Here is a 21686-nt window from a genome sequence, read left to right as displayed (position 1 = left end):
TCAGAGTCCAAAGCCGTCTATTTGACGAGATCGAATAGTAAGCTAATCGTTATTCATCTTTCCAGGTTGATTCGGTTGTCGTAGGGGCTACAGACCTGCTTTTATGCAACTTAAATCCTCATTAGCTTATCTGCACACCCATCGCTGATAGAGAAAGGGCGCAATGGTTTGCCTTAGATTGGGTGGGCTATCGGTTAAATCCGTTAGATTCACTCTAATAATTTTTGGTGGATTTAGTAAATTTCAAAGTAAGGAAAATCTTTCACGTACTCAGGTGACAAGGCAAAATCACCTATTTTGAATTGGCGGTAGTTGCACTTTTGGTTTTAGCACTAGATAAAGCCTTTCTCTAAATCAGTTTGGATCAACGTCCCAAATTAGCACAAGTCATACGGTTAATCCTCGGTAAAACTGTTTGAATCAGCAATAATACTAATGCTCACTTATCTGAGTCATTCTTTTTATGAACTACTTCTGAAATCAGAAAGCTCAGGAATTAGTATTTTCGTCAGGTACTTCAAACTTGTAACCATAGCCCCGCACAGTTTTAATAAACTCCGGTATGCTGGCATCGACTTCCATTTTCTTGCGAAGCTGACCAATATGCACATCAACCACTCGGCCATCTCCCACGTAGTCGCAACCCCAAATTTTTTGAATTAGTTGTGGACGACTCCAAGCCTGATTAGGATGACTTGCCAAAAAATGTAAGATATTAAATTCCAGTGCTGTTAAAGCAAGAGGTTTCTCGTTAAGTGTTACCTCCCGGCCCTCTGGGTTAATTGCTAACTGCTTAAAAATGATCCGTTGTGTCGGGGAGGGGTTGATGTAGCGTATCCGTCTTAAAAGAGCTTCCACTCTAACTTCAACTTCTGCAAGACTAAACGGTTTAGTCATGAAATCATCAGCACCTGCGCTTAAGATTTTAATTTTATCAGCCTCGTCAGTCCTACTGGTCAGTATCAGCACTAAAACATTAGTACGGCTCTGCATTTCTTGGCAGAGGCTATAACCATTAAGATCCGGCAAATTCCAATCCAGAATCACTAAGGCCGGGTTGAATTGCTCAAACAACGATAAGGCAGTCTTACCATCTGCTGCGGACTCTATCTGATATTTCCGGCTTAAAAAACGATAGACCAGATTTCGCACACTAAAGTCGTCATCGACGATCAGAATTTTGGGAGTAGTAGCGGGAACCATAACCATAATGCTGCCTATTGTAGATTGGGCGATTCGTTGCGCCAGTTTTGCTTTACGTGTTTCTGTTAATAGTGTATTCACGCGCGTCTCTGCTGAGTACGATCGCTACTGTAGTAACTGTTTACAATTAATCTTCCATGAAGTTTATCAAAACTTTAGCCATTGTAATGCTAATAAATTGTAGAAGTATTGATTGTATGAAGTTTGTATAATTTTAAATTTTAATACTTAAAGCCCTTTCAAGGTGACTTATAAAATCTCTTTTTTCTCTCTGCGCCCTCAGCGTCTCTGCGGTTTAAAAGTCTTTTATTTAACCGCAGAGGCACAGAGAACACAGAGAAAAGAGGTTAAAGAAGAATGGCTTGAGGACTTTTAAAACATGCTCTTAGCTCGACTTTATCTATTTTTTAGGAACACTTAAGCTGATGCTGAAACCTTTGTGGGACAGTAGCTTTATTTTTTCGATTTCACCGAGAATCAGTGACATCGAAAAAGTTTTTGCCAAAAAGCTAGGATTTTTGCCGTATCAAGAAAACTGAGTTCTTAATTTTGGATAAAGTTGAGCTTAGAGCAAGCTCCTAGTTTGCTCTGATGTAACTCATTTGATTATGAAAAGCTATAAGGCGTTATTCTTAGCGATCGCAGATATTGAAAATACACGTAGTTCCTGTACTAATAGCTGAATATTTCAATTTTATTCACAATCTTTTTTAAAAATGAAATATCACAAATCGAATTTTAAATATGTTTAATATAATTAATATAAAAACAACTTTCTTTTAATAGTCTAATATGACTGATTTTGCAATGTATTCAATGGTAGAAAATATTTTAATTAGGTACTCTACCTCAAGAGTGATTTTAAGTGAATTCAGCCCAAAGAAAGAGTAATTCAATATGTTTAGTCCGTTAAATTGCTATCAATATCGTCAAGTCAGGAATACTTATGGTTAACAATTTAGTCGGCGGCATAATTCCCCCCCAGCCACCAGTAGAAGGACAGTCTGATGCTCATACATTGAAGTCTCGTCTAGAATGGGGCGAACCAGCTTTTACAATACTGGATGTGCGCGATCGCAACACCTTCAACGAAGGCCATATTATGGGAGCTATGCCAATGCCAGTAGATGAATTGGTACAGCGTGCAGTCCCTTCTTTAGATAAAAGCCGTGATATTTACGTTTACGGTGCTAACGAAGAACAATCTGCCCAAGCCGCACAACAACTGCGTTCTAATGGATTTGAGCATGTCTCGCAACTCAAAGGTGGTCTTGCTGCATGGAAGGCTATCGGTGGCCCAACAGAAGGCGTTATTGAATCAACAACTCCCCCAGGTGCAGATGAGTACAATGTTGTAGATCGGCTAAAAAGTCACCAAGAAAATCTGCCAAAGGGAGGCCCTAGCGCGACGGAAGCCATTAAAAAAGGAGCTAGTGACCTCAAGGATAATATTCAAGAGGGAGCCAGTAATCTCAAGGAAGGCATTCAAGAGGGAGTCAATAATGTCAAAGAAGGCATTAGTGAATCTAAGGCCCCTAAAGGCAGCGATGATTCCAATATTGGATCGTAGGCGAAAAATAACTTAGAAAATTAGCAATAGACCTCTTGCATAAATCAATAATGAGAACCCCACTCTACCTTTGGCTTATATTAAAATCTCCCCTCCTTGCTTGTGGGGAAACTTTAGGGATGGGTGTTAAAGAATTTTTCCAAGAGGTCTAATCTTGATTTCTTATGGTTACAGAAGTCACAATTCAGGAATTAAAAGATACAATATTTCCTCTTGTAATGCTTGTACTCCAGAGCAAAAACTTTTACAAGAGGTTTAGTGTTGACTCAATGTTCAAACAAATCTTTAAACTGCAATAAATCCAACGAAACTATTGTTGGCAGAAATTCAAAACATTCTTGAGCAATTTGCCAACGTTCTTCTCGTTTGAGCATTTCTGTTAGCTTATGTTGCACACTAAGTAAATAGCGCACATCATTGGCAGCATAACTCAGTTGAGCTTCAGACAAACTAGCAGCGTTACCCCAATCAGAACTTTGAGAACTTTTATCCAGTTCTACTTGTTCTAACTCTTGCACCACATCTTTAAGTCCGTGGCGATTTGTGTAAGTACGGGCTAATTTACTGGCAATTTTGGTACAAAAAACAGGTCTAACCTGAATCCCCAGATTAGCTCGCAAAGTGGCAAGGTCAAAGCGAGCAAAGTGAAACACTTTTACGACATTCGTCGCCGACAAGAGTTTTTGTAAGTTTGGAGCATTAGCTTGTCCCTTAGCTATGCGGATTGCAGTCACTTTCCCGAATTCGTTGCACAACTGGACAAGACACAACCTATCGCGCTGTGGCAGCAATCCCATCGTTTCTGTATCAACTGCGATCGCTGTAGATTCTAAATACTCTACTAGGGCTGCGTCGCCCAGATCGCGATCGCTCACCTGAAAATCTTGTAATGTCATGAATTGTTCAAAAATAATAACAGTGTCCAGCAAATATAAGTCTTGTCAGACACTACATTATTATTGTGCAAAACAATCAGAAATTAAATCTACCTAGTGCGAAAAAAAAGCTGTGTAAGGTAGACTTCGCCTTGATTATTAGTAGCAACGCCAATTCCAGTCAGGTTGTAATTTCCTTTAAGGTTCTTTAGATGTCCGGGACTCTTGATCCAACCAGTAACAGCTTCATCCACAGGGTTACTATATCCCTGATTGAAAGCAACATTTTCCGCCGCACTGCTGTAGCGAATAGGGATAGCATTGACTCGCCGTTCAAATCCCTGATGGCTAAATGGGGTTTTACCTTTAGCCATATTCTGACTATGAATTCTTGCCTGTCGAGTGATATTTGCATTTAGGGTCAACTTTGGCAGTCCTTTAGAAGCCCGATATCGATTAATTTCCTTAAAAACGGATTTTTCTAGCTCCGTAGTTTTAAAAGTAGGAGTCGATATTGCAACCTGACTCGAAAAAAGCGACAACAGCTTATTACGGGTGGATGTATTCGTAGAAGGATGATTTGGTATCGGAACAGCCGTTAACCCACTAGCAAGGACAAGCGCACTTAAAGCGATGCCAAAAGCAGTTTGTCGGAACATGGAGAATTACGTAATATGTAGAGATATAAGACTTATACTCTACCCTATTGTTCCGACGATATATAGCACGATACTATTAAGGATTGATGAATTTTGGCAATGTGGCTACATCCTTATATAGGAAGTATAAAAAATCGTTTCCAATTGTCAATACTTCAATAGGTCAGCATCGTAAAATCACGGTTATTTTTGCTGATAATTTGGGATTTTCATGAATTAGTAAAAAATAATGTAGTATTCAGCAGATAAATGTCATTGAAACTACATTATTCAACATCTAGCAAAAGCTTTGCTAGCAGGCTGAAGCCTGGGGAATTTAAGAAAAAACCTAAATTTCACCACATCTATCAACGAAGGAAAATTTGTGTGAAGTAGATTTCGCCTCTACTGTTGCTAGCGACACCAATCCCCGTTTTATTAAAATTACCTCTGATATTGGCTAGATGCCCTGGACTTTTGAGCCAGCCTTGAACAGCTATCGTCGCAGGATCGCTATATCCTTGGTTGTAAGCGACATTTTCACCAGCTGAACTGTAAGGAATACCGATTGCTTTAACACGTTCTGAAAATCCTGTATGTCCAAAGGGAACTTTACCATTAGCCATATTCTGACTGTGAATCCTGGCTTGATTATCGATCGCAGAATTAAGAGTCAGCTTTGCTAGCCCTTGGGAAGCTCTGTAATCATTAATTTTGTTGAAAATTGACTGTTCTAGAGCAGCAGTATTGATGCTAGCTGCAATATAGCCAGTATTATTTAATACATTTGAAGATTCTGGCATAAAAGCTGGATTTGTTACAGGAGTAGCGATCGCTCCACTACCAAGAATCATAGTGCCTAAAGCAACAGTGTAAAAAATTGTTTTAATCATTTGCCTAAAGTAAACTTTTAGACAATCTAACTAACTAATATCAATGTGACAAATTGATTATAAGTCTATATAGCTTTAATTATACCTTTATATGTGCAAAAACTACCAGTAAGCGGTTGATTTCATGATTTTACGAACAAATACTACTATTTAATGGCTAACTATTTTCTACCACTAGTATTATTGTTTTTAGATAACCACATATCGTACTTAAGTACTTACAGAGTGTAATTACTAGGTTTTTTGAGTTTTTTTGTTCTAAATTATGCTTATCTGTCTTCAAACTTCAGCTATTTTACTGTTTATAGGTATATTCAATAGCTTTATTTTTGTCTAAAACACAGTAAAAACCGATCGTTAAATTTGAGGCTGCAAAGTGTAAGATATAGATTGCACGGATCTATTCAGTAAAATTTCTGCGTGATTTCAACTAGCCTTGGCTAAAGGTTTCTAACTCTTCCTGTACCACAGGCAACACTCGCGCAATATATTCTGCACACCACTCTTCCCCTTCCTTGATTACTTTGGCATCCGGCTCGTAAGCTTCAATCTCAGAAGGTGATAAAATACCTTTCCTCTAACAACCGTTCAATGGTGTCTACCCGCTCATGCAGCACGGACACCTCATCAGTCAAAGCCATGACGATCGCTAACAATTTATCAATTTGCGGATTATCTAAGTAGGTCGTTTCCCCTTAGCTATTTTTGCCATCTAAGACCAATTCTCCCAAAATAAGACTGGACATAACAAAGAAAGAAACCCAGAGGAAATCTGACTTTCTCATTACGAATTATGAATTACGTTAGCGTTCGTGAGTCAGATACTCCTACGTCGCTAACGTATATTTACGCATCCATTAATAACTTGGCTACTGTTTGTACATCCTTATCACCACGCCCAGAGCAGTTAATTACAATCCGAGGACTGTCGGTTAGTTGGGGACACAGGGTTTCGAGGTAGGCGATCGCATGGGCTGTTTCTAATGCCGGGATAATCCCCTCCAATTTTGACAATCGCTGGAATGCCGCTAAAGCTTCTGCATCCGTCACACTATAGTATTCAGCGCGACCGATATCTTTCAAATAGCTATGTTCTGGCCCCACACCGGGATAATCTAAACCTGCACTAATTGAGTGTGCCTCAATGATTTGCCCATCCTCATCTTGCAGAAGATAGCTCATGGCTCCATGCAATACACCAACTCGTCCTTTTGTCAAGGTTGCTGCGTGTTTTTCAGTATTAACACCTTCTCCTGCTGCCTCAATCCCAATGAACCGTATAGAAGGCTCATTCATAAACTCATAAAATAGTCCCATAGCATTGGAACCACCACCCACACAAGCCAAGAGAATCTCAGGCAATACACCCCACTTTTCCATTGCTTGGGCGCGAGTTTCTTGGCCGATTACTGCATGGAAATCACGTACCATCATCGGGTAAGGATGGGGGCCTGCTACTGAACCGAGAATGTAGTGAGTTGTTTCTACATTTGTCACCCAATCGCGGATTGCTTCAGAAGTAGCATCCTTGAGGGTTCCAGTTCCCGCTTCCACCGGACGCACTTCTGCCCCCATCAATCGCATTCTGAACACATTTAAAGCTTGACGTTCCATGTCATGAACGCCCATGTATATTACGCATTCCAGCCCAAAACGAGCACAAACTGTAGCTGTGGCAACTCCATGTTGGCCAGCACCCGTTTCGGCAATAATCCGTTGCTTACCCATGCGCTTTGCCAACAATACCTGACCAAGGGCATTATTAATTTTATGAGCGCCAGTATGATTTAAATCCTCGCGTTTTAAGTAAATTTGTGGCCCCGTGCCATCGGGTCGGGCGTAATGAGCAGTCAGACGTTCAGCGAAATATAATGGTGTAGCACGTCCTACATAGTCCCGTAACAACTGCTGTAATTCTGCTTGAAAACCAGGGTCATTACGATATTGCTGATAAGCTGTTTCTAGTTCAGTAAGAGCAGGCATCAGCGTTTCAGGTACATACTTACCGCCGAAGCGTCCAAAGCGACCTAGCGTGTCTGGAACCTGAGCAGTTGAATTTGGAGATAGGGGAGTAGTAGTCACAGGCTGTTTTCAATGACGGGAATGACTTAATTATTATAGAAAGTCTGGGGCATATCTAGGTTATATCTGGAGACTGGAAGCTAGATTCTTCTTCGATACCCAATGCCAAATGCCCAATTACTTTGAATCCCTGGCAATGGATTTGTGATGTTAGCCTAGAAATTGATATCCCAGCAGAATGGTTGCGTAGAAGTTTCCACTGCCTTTGAAATTTTTCTTAAACATTCATTTTATGTCTTCTTCAAATCCCAAATCTTCTGACAAAAGCTTTGTCTACCGCGAATTTGGCAACGACAACTCCGCCGCCACAGAAAGACCAATTCCAGAACTCCCCGCACAACAACAAAATCTTAAAGTACAAGCTTCCCGCAAAGGACGCAAAGGCAAAACCGTTACAGTGATTAGCGGTTTTCAAGCCAAACCAGAAACCTTGGCTGATTTGGTGAAGCAGTTGAAAACCCAGTGCGGCACAGGTGGGACAGTTAAAGATAACGAAATTGAAATTCAGGGCGAACACAAGCAAAAAATTGTCGAGATTTTGAGCAAACTAGGTTACAAAGCTAAAATTAGCGGTGGCTAATCTTGAGTGCGGTTTACCGTATCTCAACCGTGATCTAGATAATGTTATCTTTGAAAGGTACAAATATGCTTGAGCTTTGGTAAACCACTTTGCCAACAAGCTATTTTTTGTGAGATGAATAGGAGGTTTAAATGGATTTAGTTCGTATTTTGTGTGCCATTTTCGTACCGCCTCTGGGAGTTTTTTTGCAAGTAGGTTTTGGTATAGATTTTTGGATTAATATAGTTTTGACACTTTTTGGTTACATTCCTGGCATTATTCACGCAGTATGGATAATTTCTAAGAAATAATTCCTTGTAGAGGTAGGTTTGAGGCTCTGCATACATTGATAAATTGAGTCAGAGCCTCAATGGATGCATTTCGATGCAGAGTAGAAAACTATGAAAATAAATTACCTGCAAGATGATTACCTTGGGTAAAGCTTTGGAATCTAAAAATATGGGCTTTTGTGTGTCGATTAATACCGAATTATCTCTCATTTTTTAACATAGCATAGAGTCTAAACTCTAAAAGCAAGGGGCAAATGTGCAATTGCCATTGTACAGTTGAGACGTTCAAATCTTTGATTAACCCAGTGCTTATATCTAGCACCCAGCCATGAACCATAGGCGCTTTTCGCTCATAGAGTACCTGCCGCATGATGGAAGTTTGGTAAAGATTTTTTACTTGCGCTACAACGTTTATTTCTGCCAAACGATTCAAACGTTCTTCTCTTGTTGGCAAGGCATCAATTTCTTCTTGTTTCTGTAAATACAGTTCCCGAATCGGATTTACCCAGTTATCAAGAATTCCGATGGTTCTTCCTTCTAAAGCCGCCTTAATTCCTCCGCAATCGTAGTGGCCACAAACGATAATATGTTCCACTTTAAGATGTAAAATTGCGTATTCTAAAACCGCTAAGAAGTTTATATCCGTTAGAGAAATTTGATTGGCAATATTACGATGTACAAATAACTCTCCTGGTTCTGTACGAGTAAAGCTTGTTAATGCTAGACGACTATCAGAACACCCAATGTATAGAAAAGGTGGTGTTTGTCCGGTAGATAAATCTTGAAAGTAAGTTGGGTCTATTGCTAGTTTCTCGGCAACCCAAGCCTGATTATTTCTGAAAAGTTCATCAATGCTGTTATATTTCATCTTTCGTCGAATTCGAGAGAGAATCTCATAAATATTTTAGCTGCTCTACAGTTTCCTATAAATCAATATGAGTTTTTCCCCATCTAAAATTTTTATAAAGATGACATTTTTTTTCCAGCATTAATAAAATTATTGTATAAATTGTAAGCAAGTGAATTAAAATTTCGATAAAAAATAGCTATGTATAAGATTCCTATATTTTTGAAAAAATTAGGTAATGTAGAGTGCGTTAGGATAAAACCCCTTTTAAAATCCTCATCTAGCATTTATAGATATTTTTACACAGAGATTCTGTAAGCAGAATCATTTTAAATCACACCCCAAACTGTGCATTTGAGTCAAGCAAGTGCGGCGGAAGTTTTGAATAGTGGCTCCTTCAATACACAGAGACACTTTCTGATGGTGGTAAGCTAACTTAACAAAGATACCAAATCTGAGGTTGAGATATTAAGTTATCAGCTTCAATCGGGGGCAACAACTTTGTTATCGTGATGATGGTTGATTGACCAACGGTGATCAACAGTCATAGAGGAAAACTCGCAAATTTCTTCTAGGCGTTTTTGCTGTACGGCAGCTTTACGCAGAGTAATAATTAGTTGATTTACCTGATGCCGTAAATCTGGATTATCATTTACAGCTAACATGGTTTGTCTTTCTAAAAGTTGAAGTATAAGTTCGTAGTGAATAGGAGAAGGTAGAGGAAGTTGCTCCATGAAGTTAACTTTTGATTTCATATTTGAGATTTTGTATTAGTTATTTGGCTTTTCTCAATAAATTGTTACATAAGAAATAACTAGTTGCTTATGGCTTTGATTTGATTAGCAATGAAGATTTGACAAAGATATGATGATATTTGATGGCAATGTGCTGCGTGTCCACGCATAGTGTACCCAATTTACAAACTATTGTATGTAGTTAGTTGCCCTATGCTAAGGGGCGTAGGGGAGATGTTTATTTCAGAAATTTCTCGGCAATATATGGGCGATCGCAGCGCCGGGATCTGGTTGTTTTACTAAAGATTCTCCAATGAGTACAGCCGATGCACCTGCTGTCAGTACCAGACTCAGATCATCTGGGTTGTGTAGTCCTGACTCGCTAACAACAAGGATGTTTTTCTCCTGCAATTGGCTACCCCTTGCAGCTAAAAGTTGGCAAGTAGTTTGCAAGTCAACAGAGAAATCTTCCAAATTGCGATTATTGATTCCTACTAAGGAAACCCCATCTAAAGCTAATACACGATCAAGTTCTGCCAAACTATGGACTTCAACCAAGGTTGCCATTTTTAGGTTGTTAGCAATTTTAAGGAAGTATTTCAAATCTTGATCGCTCAAAATAGCCGCAATCAACAAAATAGCATCTGCACCCTGAACCCGCGCCAAGTATATCTGGTAAGCATAAACGACAAACTCTTTGCACAGTAAGGGCAAATCTACAGCAGCCCGAACCTTGGCTAAGTTTTCAAAACTACCTTGAAAGAACTTGACATCTGTCAGCACAGAAAGACAACTAGCGCCACCTTGCTGATAAGACAGGGCGATCGCTACTGGGTCAAAATCTTCTCGTAAAATACCTTTGCTAGGTGAAGCTTTTTTAACTTCGGCAATTAATGCTGGCTTAGTCTTACCTTGCCGTAAGGCGGCGACAAAATCACGGGTTGGTGGCGCAGTCAGTACCTGCTTCCGTAATTCTTGCAAAGGAACTTTTTCCCGCATTTGGTCATATTCTACTTCTTTCTGCCAGACAATTTCCTCCAAGATGTTGTTTGGCGCTGCATCAGGCACGACAGCCTGATAACGCAATATCGATACATCAATAGCTGGGTTTGGTGAACGGCGACGGATTTGCATAATTTGTCATTAGTCATTGGTCATTGGTCATTGGTCATTGGTCATTGGTCATTTGTCCTTGTTTATTGACAAAGGACAAATGACACAGGACAAATGACTAAATGGCTCGTTTATAAGCTTCGTCCAGCACTTCCGAAAGTGTCGGGTGCGCGTGAACTAGATGTGCGAGACTTTGGACAGATTGACGGTTTGCGATCGCAGCTGACGCTTCATGAATTAAGTCTGAGGCGTGTAGTCCAAAAATGTGGACGCCCAAGACTTCTCCGGTGTCTTTGCGATATATCACCTTGGCAATACCATCGGCTTCATTTTCTGCCAACGCTTTGGAATTCCCTTTGTAGTAACTCCGACTGGTGGCGATTTCAAACCCTTCGGTTTGTCCTAACTCCTTAGCTGCGGTTTCTGTTAAGCCCACATAGCTAACTTCTGGGTGGGTAAACGCCGCCGCCGGGATGCTGCGATAGTCTACTATTCTTTCCCTCCCAACTATATTTTCTACGGCGATGATGCCTTGAGCAGAAGCCGCATGTGCCAACATCATCTTCCCATTAGCATCGCCAATTGCCCACAAATGCGGTACTACTTCACCAGCTGATAGTACTGCCATGCGATCGTCAACTGGGATAAAATTCCGCCGATCCAGTTCTACACCCACAGATTCCAAACCAAGATTTTTGGTCGCCGGGATGCGTCCTGTAGCCACCAAGCAAGCATCTACTTCGATGACATCTACATCTTCTTTGGTTTTGAAATCTGCTAATTCAATCACCACAGGTGAACCGGGGATGACTTTTTTAGCGTATATCCCCACTTTCGTTTCAATATCGCGGGGAGTAATCAGTACCCGTTCGGCAAGTTTGGCAATGTCTCGGTCAAATCCTGGCATTAACTGATCTAGGGCTTCAATCAAGGTGATTTCGCAACCCAAAGCTGAGTAAATATCAGAAAATTCTAAGCCGATGTAACCACTGCCAATAATCGCTATCCAGTCTGGTAGAGACTCCAACTTAACGCCTTGATCGCTGGTAAAGACAGTTTTGCCGTCTACTTCAATTCCTGGAGGCACAAAAGGAATTGAACCAGGGGAAAGAATGATGTCTTTGGCTGTGATGGTTTTTTCACCACCGTCTCCGGTAACAGAGACTTTTTGCGCCCCAGCGATTTTTCCCCAACCGTTGATAATATCGACTTTTAGACGTTTGAGGCTGTTGGTTAAGTCGCCTTGAATTTTTGAGACGAGATTATTAGCATGATTAGCGATCGCTTGGCGATCGAATTCCACGCTACCAATTTGAATTCCCAATGACTTCAGGTGGTGGGCATTGCGTAATTCCCGCACACGTCCAGATGCTGCCAGCAACGCCTTAGAAGGAATACAGCCCCGATTAACACAGGTTCCTCCCATATCAGCAGCTTCAATAATCGCTGTTTTCAGACCGCAACTTACGGCGTGTAAGGCTGCGCCATGCCCGCCTACACCAGCGCCGATAATTACTAAATCGTAATCAAATCCTTGACTCACGTTAGTTTCCCTGTGTGCTTCGCCTATTTATTCTCAACTTGACCGACAATCAGCGCAACCCCTTTAACAGTTATCAGTGTTATTGCTTGACACTAAATTCCTCACCATAAACCATCAGAACTGTTGACTGCTGACTGTTTACTAATTTCAGGTTCGGGTGTTGCTTCAAATTATGATTCACTCACTTCTGACGAAAATATGGATGTTTTCAGTAATTATAGTCAAATCTCTATACTTATTTTTTTGATACTACAAAAGGACTGAGGATAGCCTTGTCAAGGTGATATGTAGCTTTAAGTTCAGATATCTTGCACTATTCTCCATTAGCACCATTGCCCGCCCACAGATTTATTTCTGGGCTACCACTTAAGTGGACTCAAAACTTTGCTCAGTCTTCAATAAAAGAGAATATTCAGAGCCTCTAGTCGTGGTGATGTAAAAGCAGTTCGCAGACTCCAAAAGACTTTGATGAGGTCTTGGTCGGCAAAGATGCTGGCGGTGCGTCGCGTGACAGAAGATAACCAGGGCAAGAAAACAGCCGGAGTAGATGGAGTAAAATCATTATCCCCGTCCAAAAGGTTAGCAATGGTGCAACTTGCTCGTAAAGTTAAAGGATCTAAAAATTGCATCTTGCAATCCAATAATGGGATAAATTTGATTGGGAGTGGATAAATGACATCCCAAGTTTCATAGGTCTTAAGGTTAGGAAGTCTGTAATGACAAATGGACAACACACTGAGTAGCCGTGTGCGGTGAAAGGCGCAAGCACGGTTTCGGATGGGAGGGGTGATGCAGTAATGCACACCTCGACCCTACCTTGATAAGCTGAAACACCAATATTATAGGTCTTATGGCGGTTTTTCTGTCTTCACATCCCGGAAGATGCCGACGCAATATAGGAGTATTTTTTAGTGAACGCAGCTGAACAGGCAACGAACCTTGAACTCGCCAGCAACATTGCTACGGTAGTTAATTTGTTCAAATTCGAGTTTCCTGATGCCAAATCTGATCTCAAACCCTGGAAGAATGACCCGGAAACCAGAGAGTTAGTCGATCCAGATTCTATAGATATTGGTTTTCACTTTCCTGGTATCAGCAAATCTTGGCGAAGTCGCAGTATTTTAATTCAAATCCGATTTTATCAAGATCCCATCAATAATTCCCGGCGTGCGATCGGTGTGGAAGTAGCCGGATTCGATCATCGCGGTGAAGCGTGGCGACTTTCTACGGTGGAAAACTGGAGTGTTGTCGGCGCATCTTCGCCTTCTGGTGAAATCGAGGATAAGCTCAAACAAATTTGCCGACAGATTTTAGAAGTTTTTAATAAACCAAGTGAATGAAGTCAACTTGTGTCAGAGAAAGTAGTGAGGAATAATACAGAGGAAAGCTTTGCGATTACTCTTTTTTCTTCTTGAGTTTTGTTTAAGTCCAGTCTAAGCGTTGTGAAATGCCTTTTAAGTTGATGTTAAGATGGCATTTAGATTGGCGGGACTAGCCAAAATAAGAAAAGACTACCAATTTAAAGCTTGGAATAACAACAATCCATGCTTCGTCTTTGGAGGAGTAGTAGCTTCCTTTTTTAGAAGCAGCGAGAAGGATTTGAGACAACAGTGAGCGACTTGCACCCGAACAATCCAAACCTGGCCAAGTGCCATCACTCGTCCATGAATTGGGAACTGGTGTTTCTTTCCATGAACTATAGGTATAGCGACGAGCTTTGCTTTTTCTTGAATAGATAGCGTCGTTAAAAAAATCGATACCTTTGCGGGAAATGGCATCCGCAGTTGCATCTGATAGTCGAAATATAGCTGCGCCACAACCCTCTCGAAAATGACTCTCACCGCCAATGTGTATGGCGTAGGTTATCCCAATTTTCGCCGGGATAAAATCACTATACCAATAGTAGTTAAAAGCCGAACATGCTACATATACATTAATAATTATTGAGGTAATGATTTTTACAATTTTTTTCATTAGCCAGACAAAGGAGTTGAACAGTTCAAAGGTAACTTCCTATCATAGCAAAGCCTTCCTTTTCGTCAACTTTTAGGGAATAAAAAGCCAAAATTTCCGATTTCAAACTTCTTTAAACCTTGAATGATATCGAATAATTTTCTAAATTAAGGCAAAGTTGATAAGCAATGTCAGCTTTCTAACTAACTCTTTATCAGCAATATAATTAATTACACAATGTCATTGCGATCGCACTAAAGCAAAATAATGCGATCGCAACGCCTAGAACTACTTCTCTACGATATGCTTTGTGAAGGCTGCGATCGCAATGACTGTAAATATTTTTGTTTATCTACTTAACGAGCCTCTGAACTCCGTCAACAAGTATTTTTTCTCCGTTAACGAGTCTTTGAACTCCATTAATTAGCTTACAATTGACCACTAGTATCGCTTTTGTACAAGAGTAGTTTTGTGCAGATGATGAAGGCAGATAGATGCCTACTACTGGTTTTTGTCTAGTGGAACCAAAATGTAAGTTGTCTGGTTATTAGGTATATTAGCGTTTTGACTAGCAGATTGAGTCTCATCCTCAACTGCATTTGTAGCTACGTCCACTGTACCTTTTACAGTATCTTTAACCCCCTCAGCTGCACCCTTAACAATATTTACTGTATTGTTTACAGTATCGTTAATGCCTACAGCTGTACCTTTAACAGCATCCACTGTATCTATTGCAATACTGTTAACATCTAAAGCTGTATCTTTAACAGCATCTCCTACATCTTTTACAGTTTCGTTAACACTGTCAGCTACAGTCTTTATTGCATTTCCGACATTTTTTACATTTTGATTAAAACTCCCAGTTGCACCTTTTACCGCATTTCCTACACTTTTTACAGCTTTGTCAACTTTTTCAGTTGTACCTTTAATAGTTAAAGCCGTAGCTATTGCGCCCACGGTAGCACCAATCAGCGCTCCAATTAGTACTTTACCTAAATCATTCTTTGAGCTACTAGCTGCTGTATAATTATTGGGTTGATCTGTAAAGAAATCAATATTTTCTTCAGACTGCTCTGAAAACTGCTGATTCTCATTCATAATAATCTTCTGTTTTGTATTTTGTGCTAGGACAGAAAAGCAATATCTAAAAATCTTTCCTTGGTCTGTCAGAGTCTAATTTGAAAAAATGTAAGTTATCTGGTAACTAACAACTCATGAACTTTCTATGTTTGCAGGTAGTCCTCAAAAAAGGATAAGTATATATACTTTAAAAAAGAAACTATTGCTTATCCTTAGTCTTTAAGAACTACCCTATTAGTTGCAACTATTTCCGCTTGTATGGATTGCTCTGATTTTCAGATGCTTTGGGATTTTCTGCTGTATCCTTTGCCTTGTCCGCAGCACCTTGTACAGCTTCATTAAGACCCTGTGATGTACTCTGTACAGCGTCCAGTGTTCCTACAGCGGTTTCCTTGGCTACGTCAGCGACATTTTCTGCTGTATCCTTTGCCTTGTCCGCAGCGCCTTGTACAGCTTCATTAAGACCCTCTGCTGTACTCTGTACTGCGTCTAGTGTTCCTACTGTGGTTTGCTTGATTCCCTCAGCGACATTTTGTGCTGTATCCTTTACTGTGTCCACAGCAACATGTACCGCTTGATTCACACCTTGTGCTGTGTTCTGTACAGCGTCCAGTGTTCCTATAGTGGTTTGCTTGGCTAGGTCACCAACGCCCTCTACTGTGTCGATTGTACCGCCTACAACAGCTTGGATAGTACCCTCAGCGACACTCTTTGCCGCGTCCCCTAGACCTTTTGCGGTTTGACCAAGACCATCACCAATAGTCTTTGACGCGTCTCCTATACCTTTTACAGTGTGCTTAAAGCCTTGACCTATTCTTTTGCCAGCAAAAGCGCCAGCTAATGAGCCTAACGTAAGACCAATGAGTCCCCCTACCAGTGCTCTATTTAATGCAGGATTGCTACCTTTGTTTGCAGGACGAGTATCGGATTCAGGTGTAATCGTAGGAGCAGCAGATACAGGTATTTTAGTACCTATGTTAGTACCAGTTGAATCACCATAAGATTGACCTGTTGTTGTGCGGTTAGCATACTCGGTTTCAGGTAATCCAGCATCTATGTTTGTGCCAGTTGAAGCACCATAGGATTGACCCGTTGTTGTGCGGTTAGGATACTCGGTTTCAGGTAATCCAACATCTATGTTTGTGCCAGTTGAAGCACCATAGGATTGACCTGTTGTTATGCGATTAGCATTTTCAACCTGTTTATCTAAAGCTTGCTTATTCTCAACCATATCAACAATCTCCTTGATTAAAACCAGATGGCTATTAGTTACCTTTCATACCTAATCTAGCAAGGGTAGAACACGACTTAATCGCTCTAAAGAAACACATCTGGGGTGAAAGGATCTTGAGCCTGGGAAGATTTTACTAACGTCAAAGAGCCTATAATCAAGCCTTATAGTAGGGTAAAAAATGCTATGTCCTTTAAGAAAAGTTTCGGCGGTGAATGTCCAGATGTGGCAGCTAGCCTGAGCAATTTGGCATTATTAATCTGCAATACTTGCGGCGGAATTGTCAGCATTAAAAGTCTTTGTGTAATAGCAGTTTTGACTTCCCTGCAATACAGGGGTCACCCCACCCCGGTATGGTTGACACCACAATTTTCCTCTTCGCCAAATAATAGGCGTTATCCGATTTTACAAAATACCTATAATGAGTCTGTTCTTATGCTCAAATCCCCGACTTCTTAAAGAAGCCGGGGATTTAAATCTACCTTAAGTATGTAACTCACTATCAAGTTTTTAGTACGTTAGCAATAGCGTAACGCACCTACAAAACTAGATCAAAATGTAATTTCTAGTCTCAAACTGCTAGATACTTACAGCTTGAGCAATAACTGGAAGTAATGAAGGATCAATTGAAATACCTAACCCCTCAGCTACACGACGGCCATAAGAAATATCTGCTCGGAAGAAGTGGCAAAGTTGACGCATTTGGATGTCTTGCCTTGCTTGAGAGAGACTACCGACAATATTTTTAGCAAGACGCTCCTGCTGCTCAGGAGTTAATAATCGATAGAGATTACCTGCTTGGGTGTAATCGTCGTTTCCTTCACGATGACTGTAACGATCGACTGTGACATCGCCCAAATGACTAGGTGGTTCTGCATAAGCTGGATTTTCTTTGGGCGTGCCCTCAGCACTATTCGGTTCATAGTTAGGAACGCTACCGCCGTTGTTCCCCGATGCCATAAAGCCATCTCGCTGATAATGCATCACTGGACATTTGGGCTGGTTGACAGGTAGTTGCTGATAGTTACCACCCAAGCGATACCGTTGAGCATCTGGGTAAGAAAAAAGGCGAGCTTGAAGCATTTTGTCTGGAGAAAAATTAACACCCGGAACCACTGCACTAGGGCTAAAAGCGGCTTGCTCAACTTCAGCAAAATAATTCTCAGGGTTCCGATTTAGCTCTAATATCCCAACTTCGATTAAAGGATATTCCCCTTGCTTCCAAACTTTCGTCAAGTCAAAAGGATTGTCTGGATGTTTTTCCGCTTGCTCCTCGGTCATCACCTGAATACACATCCGCCACTTAGGATAGTCTTTTTTAGCGATCGCTTCAAACAAATCATGAGTCGCATGATCCGGATCTTCGCCTTTGATTTTGGCCGATTCTTCCTCCGTCAAGGTTTGATGTCCTTGCAGAGTCTTAAAGTGAAATTTACACCAAACGCGTTCACCCTGAGCATTAATCAAACTAAAGGTGTGACTACCGAAGCCATCCATGTTTCGATAAGTTTTTGGAATTCCTCTGTCTGAAAACAGGATCGTCACCTGGTGAAGCGATTCAGGACTGAGTGACCAAAAATCCCACTTTGCATTCTGGTCTTTGCAATTGGTTTGAGGATTGCGCTTTTGGGTATGGATAAAATCAGGAAACTTGAGGGGGTCGCGGATAAAGAAAATAGGGGTATTGTTGCCTACAATATCCCAGTTGCCCTCTTCAGTATAAAACTTAATGGCAAAGCCTCTAGGGTCACGCTCGGCATCTGCTGAACCCTTTTCTCCACCGACTGTAGAAAAGCGCACGAAGACTTCCGTTTTCTTGCCAATCTCAGAAAAAAGTTTGCCTTTAGTGTAGCGGGTGATGTCATTAGTAACCGTAAAAGTACCATGAGCAGCCGCACCTTTAGCATGGACAACGCGCTCAGGAATACGTTCTCTGTTGAAATTAGCCAGCTTTTCTAGGAGGTGGAAATCCTGTATTAATACAGGGCCACGCGATCCAGCTGTAAGTGAGTTCTGGTTATCGGCAACAGGAATACCGTCAGCAGTTGTTAAGTTTTGGGGTTCAGTCATGGATAAAGAAGTTCTCCGTTAAGTTCTTGAGATTGCCAAAGTAAAACTTAGGCAGCAGATAGGCGGTTGCCCACTAATAGAGCTAATTAATTCATAGTCATAACGAGTTTATATCTAAAGCATACTCGATATGACTTTGAATTATCACAAAATTGTTTTGTATTTTTGGAATCTGTAGTAATGCATATATGTGCATTGGTGTCAACTTAAAGTGAAAACCAGCCTACAAAAAGCTTTTAGGGATTATCTTCGTTCCCTTGGTCTGACTGGGAATGCCTACTAGGGGGGCCGCCGCCTTCTTACTTGCGGCACCGCCATAAGAAGCATTTCTAGCCTCTAGCAGAAACTTCTCGGTTGAGTCCAATACAGACTTAACCCCCCACTCCCTACTCCCCACTCAAATGTTTGAGAATCAACGAGCAAACATCTGTCGCCTGAATGCGATTTTCATCAACTAGGTGAGTTTGATGGGTGATAAATAGAGGCCCTTCATCTGGAGAAGTGCTAATGTGACCGTGAGAACCGCGTACAAGGGAAGCATCCACAGGAATCACATCCATTAAGTAGCGAAAACCTAGTTGTTTCTTAAGTAGTTTGAGAGCAATTTTTCCTTGAGGAAATTTAATTTGCGGATCAAGGAAAAGTTCTACAGGATCGTAACCAGGTTTGCGGTGGATATCTACTGTTCTAGCAAAATCAGGCGCTTTATTATCATCGAGCCAATAATAATAGGTAAACCAAGCGTCAGATTGAGCGATCGCTACCAACTCACCCGATCTAGGATGATTGAGATGGTAGGTTTGCTTACCCTCTTCATCTAATACCTGGGCTACGCCTTCAGTCGCTTCTAAAAGCGATCGCACTTTCGGGATATATGCCGGATCATTTACATAAACATGAGCAATTTGATGATCTGCAACAGCAAAGGCAATACTAGCACCAAAATCGAGCAGTTCTCGCCCTAATTCTTCCCGCACAGCAATTAAACCGTTTTCCCGTAGTACACGGTTGATATCTACAGCTTTAGAGACTGGGGTAATGCCATACTCAGAAAGAATAATTACCTGAGTATTACGTGCTTGATAATATTCAATTAAATCGCCACAAACAGCATCAATTTCTCGTAAATCTGCTTGGATGTGTTTTTCATCATGACCAAATTTTTGCAGACAGTAATCTAAATGTGGTAGATAAACTAGTGATAATGTAGGGCTATAACGTTCCTCAATCCATTTTGCCGAATTGGCAATCCATTGACTAGAACTAATGGTAGTTTTTGGCCCCCAAAAATCGAACAAAGGGAAGTTTCCTAAATCAGATTGAATTTGCGATCGCACATCACTAGGATGGGTATAAATATCAGGTAATTTTCTGCCATCTGCGGGATACATCGGGCGCGGCGTAATGGCATAATCTACTGAAGAATACATGTTGTACCACCAAAAAAGATTGGCACAACTGAAATTTGGATCAATTGATTTAGCTATTTCCCAAACTTTGGGAGCCTGCACTAGTTTATTAGATTGTCGCCAAAACTTCACTTCACATTCATCGCGGAAGTACCAACCATTAGCGACAATTCCATGCTCATCAGGCAATTTTCCTGTTAAATAAGTAGCCTGAACAGAACAAGTTACAGCAGGTAAAACTGTTGCGATTGGGACTACTTGCCCAATCGCCGCCCAAGAAGATAAGAACGGTGTGTTTTCTCCTAGTAAACTGGGCGTTAATCCCACGACATTTAGAACAACAGTTTTCTGCATAAATTAATCTCCTTTTAATTTGCCGCAAATTCTTTTAATACCCACTCATATTCTCGCTGAATAGAAGTCAGCAAATCTATCTTCATTTCTGCTGGTAATACATCCCAAGTGTAAGTTTCAATTTCTAAATGGGAGCAAGCATTGTTTGTATGAAGTAGATGTAAAACAGTAGCAATGTCATCTTGGGTAGACTGCAAAATTTGATAATCATGAATAAAAATTGGGACATGAAAGTGAGTACGCCATTCTTCGGCTAGAGATTGTTCTAAATGCGGTAATGCAGTTATTAAGTCAGGATAGTGATGGAGTGTACCATCACTGCGACGTTCTATTACTTGGTGAAGATAAGTAGATTCAGCAAAAGGACGTAAGCGTTCAACTATCAAACTACGTTTTTCAACATCAGCAGGTATTTTTACTTTAATTGCGGCGCTGATTTGAATTTTACCAATTTTAATTCCCGCCGATTGGAAACGCGCAAATACAGATTGCGGTTCCTCATATTCAACTGAAAAATGGCAAGTGTCATAGCATATCCGAACATGTTCTAGCAATTTACTTTCTGCTAAACTCGGTTCAATATTTAATTTTTCTGATAAGTAATTACCACCAATTGGCAATAGCCAATTTTGATAGAAATCAATTACTTCTGAGGTATTTTCAATTAATCCATCAGGCTCAGGTTCTAAATCAATATGGAGTATTTTTCCTGTTTCTTCGCAGATGCGAATCATTTCTACAACAACTGATGCTATATTTAAACAACTCTTTTCCAGAACTGTCTCGAAAGTTGATTGGTCTTTTTGCCACCAAGGTTTATAAGATAATGGCAGTGTAGAAATTCCGCCATCAAGTTCTTCTGGTAATAGAGTAGCTAAAATTTGTACCAAGTTTAATGTATAATCGACCCGTTCTTGTGTAGACCAATCTGGTGCATAAACATGGTCTTTTACTACCTGTCGATGGAATCCGCCATAAGGGAATCCATTTAAAGTGAAAACGTATAAATCTTTTTGACTAAGCCATGCTTGGAATTGAGCCAAGTTATTATTTTGTAACAGTTCTTTAGCAGCTGCATCTGCTAATCTTAAACCAATACCAAAAGGTGCTGTTGGTGATAAACGTGATTTGAGATCGAGAACATATTTTTCTAAATTGCTAAAAACCTCTAGCCAACTTTCACCAGGGTGAATATTGCTGCAATAAGTTAAGTGAAAGTTGCTGTCTTTTGTAATTTTCATT

19 protein-coding genes and 1 pseudogene are annotated in these 21686 nt (G+C 40.6%); 5 read left to right on the top strand and 15 right to left on the bottom strand.

The features are described 5' to 3' along the window. Positions 1-489: 489 nt before the first annotated feature. Entirely contained in the window at positions 490-1209 is a 720-nt protein-coding gene (locus LC608_RS21950) for a response regulator transcription factor (protein WP_229555602.1), read from the bottom strand. Between the two features lie 940 nt (positions 1210-2149). Here LC608_RS21950 and LC608_RS21945 point away from each other — a divergent pair. Next, a pseudogene (locus tag LC608_RS21945) lies at positions 2150-2596 on the top strand (rhodanese-like domain-containing protein); the annotation flags it as partial. Positions 2597-3039: 443 nt separating this feature from the next. On the opposite strand, the gene LC608_RS21940 reads toward LC608_RS21945, so the two are convergent. The 4 genes from LC608_RS21940 to trpB form a co-directional block, all read right to left on the bottom strand. Beyond that, a complete protein-coding gene (locus tag LC608_RS21940) occupies positions 3040-3669 on the bottom strand; it encodes a ribonuclease H-like domain-containing protein (RefSeq protein WP_229555525.1) in 630 nt (209 codons plus the stop codon). Between the two features lie 89 nt (positions 3670-3758). Then, positions 3759-4307, bottom strand: coding sequence for a CAP domain-containing protein (locus LC608_RS21935; protein WP_229555524.1), 549 nt, complete (start codon positions 4305-4307; stop codon positions 3759-3761). A 347-nt stretch (positions 4308-4654) separates the two neighbouring features. After that, entirely contained in the window at positions 4655-5179 is a 525-nt protein-coding gene (locus LC608_RS21930) for a CAP domain-containing protein (RefSeq protein WP_229555523.1), read from the bottom strand. 846 nt (positions 5180-6025) lie between these two features. Next, entirely contained in the window at positions 6026-7261 is a 1236-nt protein-coding gene (gene trpB, locus LC608_RS21925; protein ID WP_229555522.1) for a tryptophan synthase subunit beta, read from the bottom strand. A gap of 232 nt (positions 7262-7493) precedes the next feature. Between trpB and LC608_RS21920 the strand changes: the two genes are divergently transcribed. Further along, complete coding sequence (locus LC608_RS21920) at positions 7494-7841, top strand: translation initiation factor (protein WP_109009060.1); 348 nt, start codon at positions 7494-7496, stop codon at positions 7839-7841. A gap of 131 nt (positions 7842-7972) precedes the next feature. Next, a complete protein-coding gene (locus tag LC608_RS21915) occupies positions 7973-8131 on the top strand; it encodes a YqaE/Pmp3 family membrane protein (protein WP_229555521.1) in 159 nt (52 codons plus the stop codon). Positions 8132-8309: 178 nt separating this feature from the next. Here LC608_RS21915 and LC608_RS21910 read toward each other — a convergent pair whose 3' ends face one another. The 4 genes from LC608_RS21910 to lpdA all read right to left on the bottom strand — a co-directional run bounded on the left by LC608_RS21910 (position 8310) and on the right by lpdA (position 12347). Then, positions 8310-8978 carry a carbonic anhydrase gene (locus LC608_RS21910; RefSeq protein WP_229555520.1) on the bottom strand — a complete coding sequence of 223 codons (669 nt, stop codon included), beginning with the start codon at positions 8976-8978 and terminating at the stop codon, positions 8310-8312. Between the two features lie 461 nt (positions 8979-9439). After that, entirely contained in the window at positions 9440-9691 is a 252-nt protein-coding gene (locus tag LC608_RS21905; RefSeq protein WP_229555601.1) for a DUF5340 domain-containing protein, read from the bottom strand. 243 nt (positions 9692-9934) lie between these two features. Then, positions 9935-10825 (bottom strand): indole-3-glycerol phosphate synthase TrpC, encoded by an 891-nt coding sequence (gene trpC, locus LC608_RS21900; RefSeq protein WP_229555519.1) that lies wholly within the window; start codon positions 10823-10825, stop codon positions 9935-9937. A gap of 97 nt (positions 10826-10922) precedes the next feature. Further along, a complete protein-coding gene (gene lpdA / locus LC608_RS21895; RefSeq protein WP_229555518.1) occupies positions 10923-12347 on the bottom strand; it encodes a dihydrolipoyl dehydrogenase in 1425 nt (474 codons plus the stop codon). 408 nt (positions 12348-12755) lie between these two features. Between lpdA and LC608_RS21890 the strand changes: the two genes are divergently transcribed. Beyond that, positions 12756-13019 carry a reverse transcriptase N-terminal domain-containing protein gene (locus tag LC608_RS21890; RefSeq protein WP_308189910.1) on the top strand — a complete coding sequence of 88 codons (264 nt, stop codon included), beginning with the start codon at positions 12756-12758 and terminating at the stop codon, positions 13017-13019. A 239-nt stretch (positions 13020-13258) separates the two neighbouring features. Beyond that, entirely contained in the window at positions 13259-13687 is a 429-nt protein-coding gene (locus tag LC608_RS21885) for a hypothetical protein (protein WP_181928534.1), read from the top strand. A gap of 151 nt (positions 13688-13838) precedes the next feature. On the opposite strand, the gene LC608_RS21880 is transcribed toward LC608_RS21885, so the two are convergent. From LC608_RS21880 to eboE, 6 genes are all read right to left on the bottom strand, one after another. Further along, on the bottom strand, positions 13839-14321 hold the full coding sequence (locus tag LC608_RS21880) for a hypothetical protein (protein ID WP_229555516.1): 483 nt from the start codon (positions 14319-14321) through the stop codon (positions 13839-13841). A 480-nt stretch (positions 14322-14801) separates the two neighbouring features. Then, entirely contained in the window at positions 14802-15398 is a 597-nt protein-coding gene (locus LC608_RS21875) for a YtxH domain-containing protein (RefSeq protein ID WP_229555515.1), read from the bottom strand. A gap of 226 nt (positions 15399-15624) precedes the next feature. Beyond that, positions 15625-16611: a hypothetical protein gene (locus LC608_RS21870; RefSeq protein ID WP_229555514.1), complete on the bottom strand. Its 987-nt coding sequence runs from the start codon at positions 16609-16611 to the stop codon at positions 15625-15627. Positions 16612-17190: 579 nt separating this feature from the next. After that, positions 17191-18681 carry a catalase gene (locus tag LC608_RS21865; RefSeq protein ID WP_229555513.1) on the bottom strand — a complete coding sequence of 497 codons (1491 nt, stop codon included), beginning with the start codon at positions 18679-18681 and terminating at the stop codon, positions 17191-17193. A gap of 386 nt (positions 18682-19067) precedes the next feature. Then, the gene (locus LC608_RS21860) at positions 19068-20444 is read right to left on the bottom strand and encodes an alkaline phosphatase family protein (RefSeq protein WP_229555512.1); all 1377 of its coding nucleotides are present in this window, start codon (positions 20442-20444) and stop codon (positions 19068-19070) included. Positions 20445-20458: 14 nt separating this feature from the next. After that, positions 20459-21685, bottom strand: coding sequence for a metabolite traffic protein EboE (eboE, locus tag LC608_RS21855; RefSeq protein ID WP_229555511.1), 1227 nt, complete (start codon positions 21683-21685; stop codon positions 20459-20461). Between the last annotated feature and the right edge of the window lies 1 nt (position 21686).

The sequence above is a fragment of the Nostoc sp. XA010 genome (assembly GCF_020829625.1).
Taxonomy (GTDB): Bacteria; Cyanobacteriota; Cyanobacteriia; order Cyanobacteriales; family Nostocaceae; genus Nostoc.
This window is presented reverse-complemented; position numbering and strand designations above follow the sequence as displayed.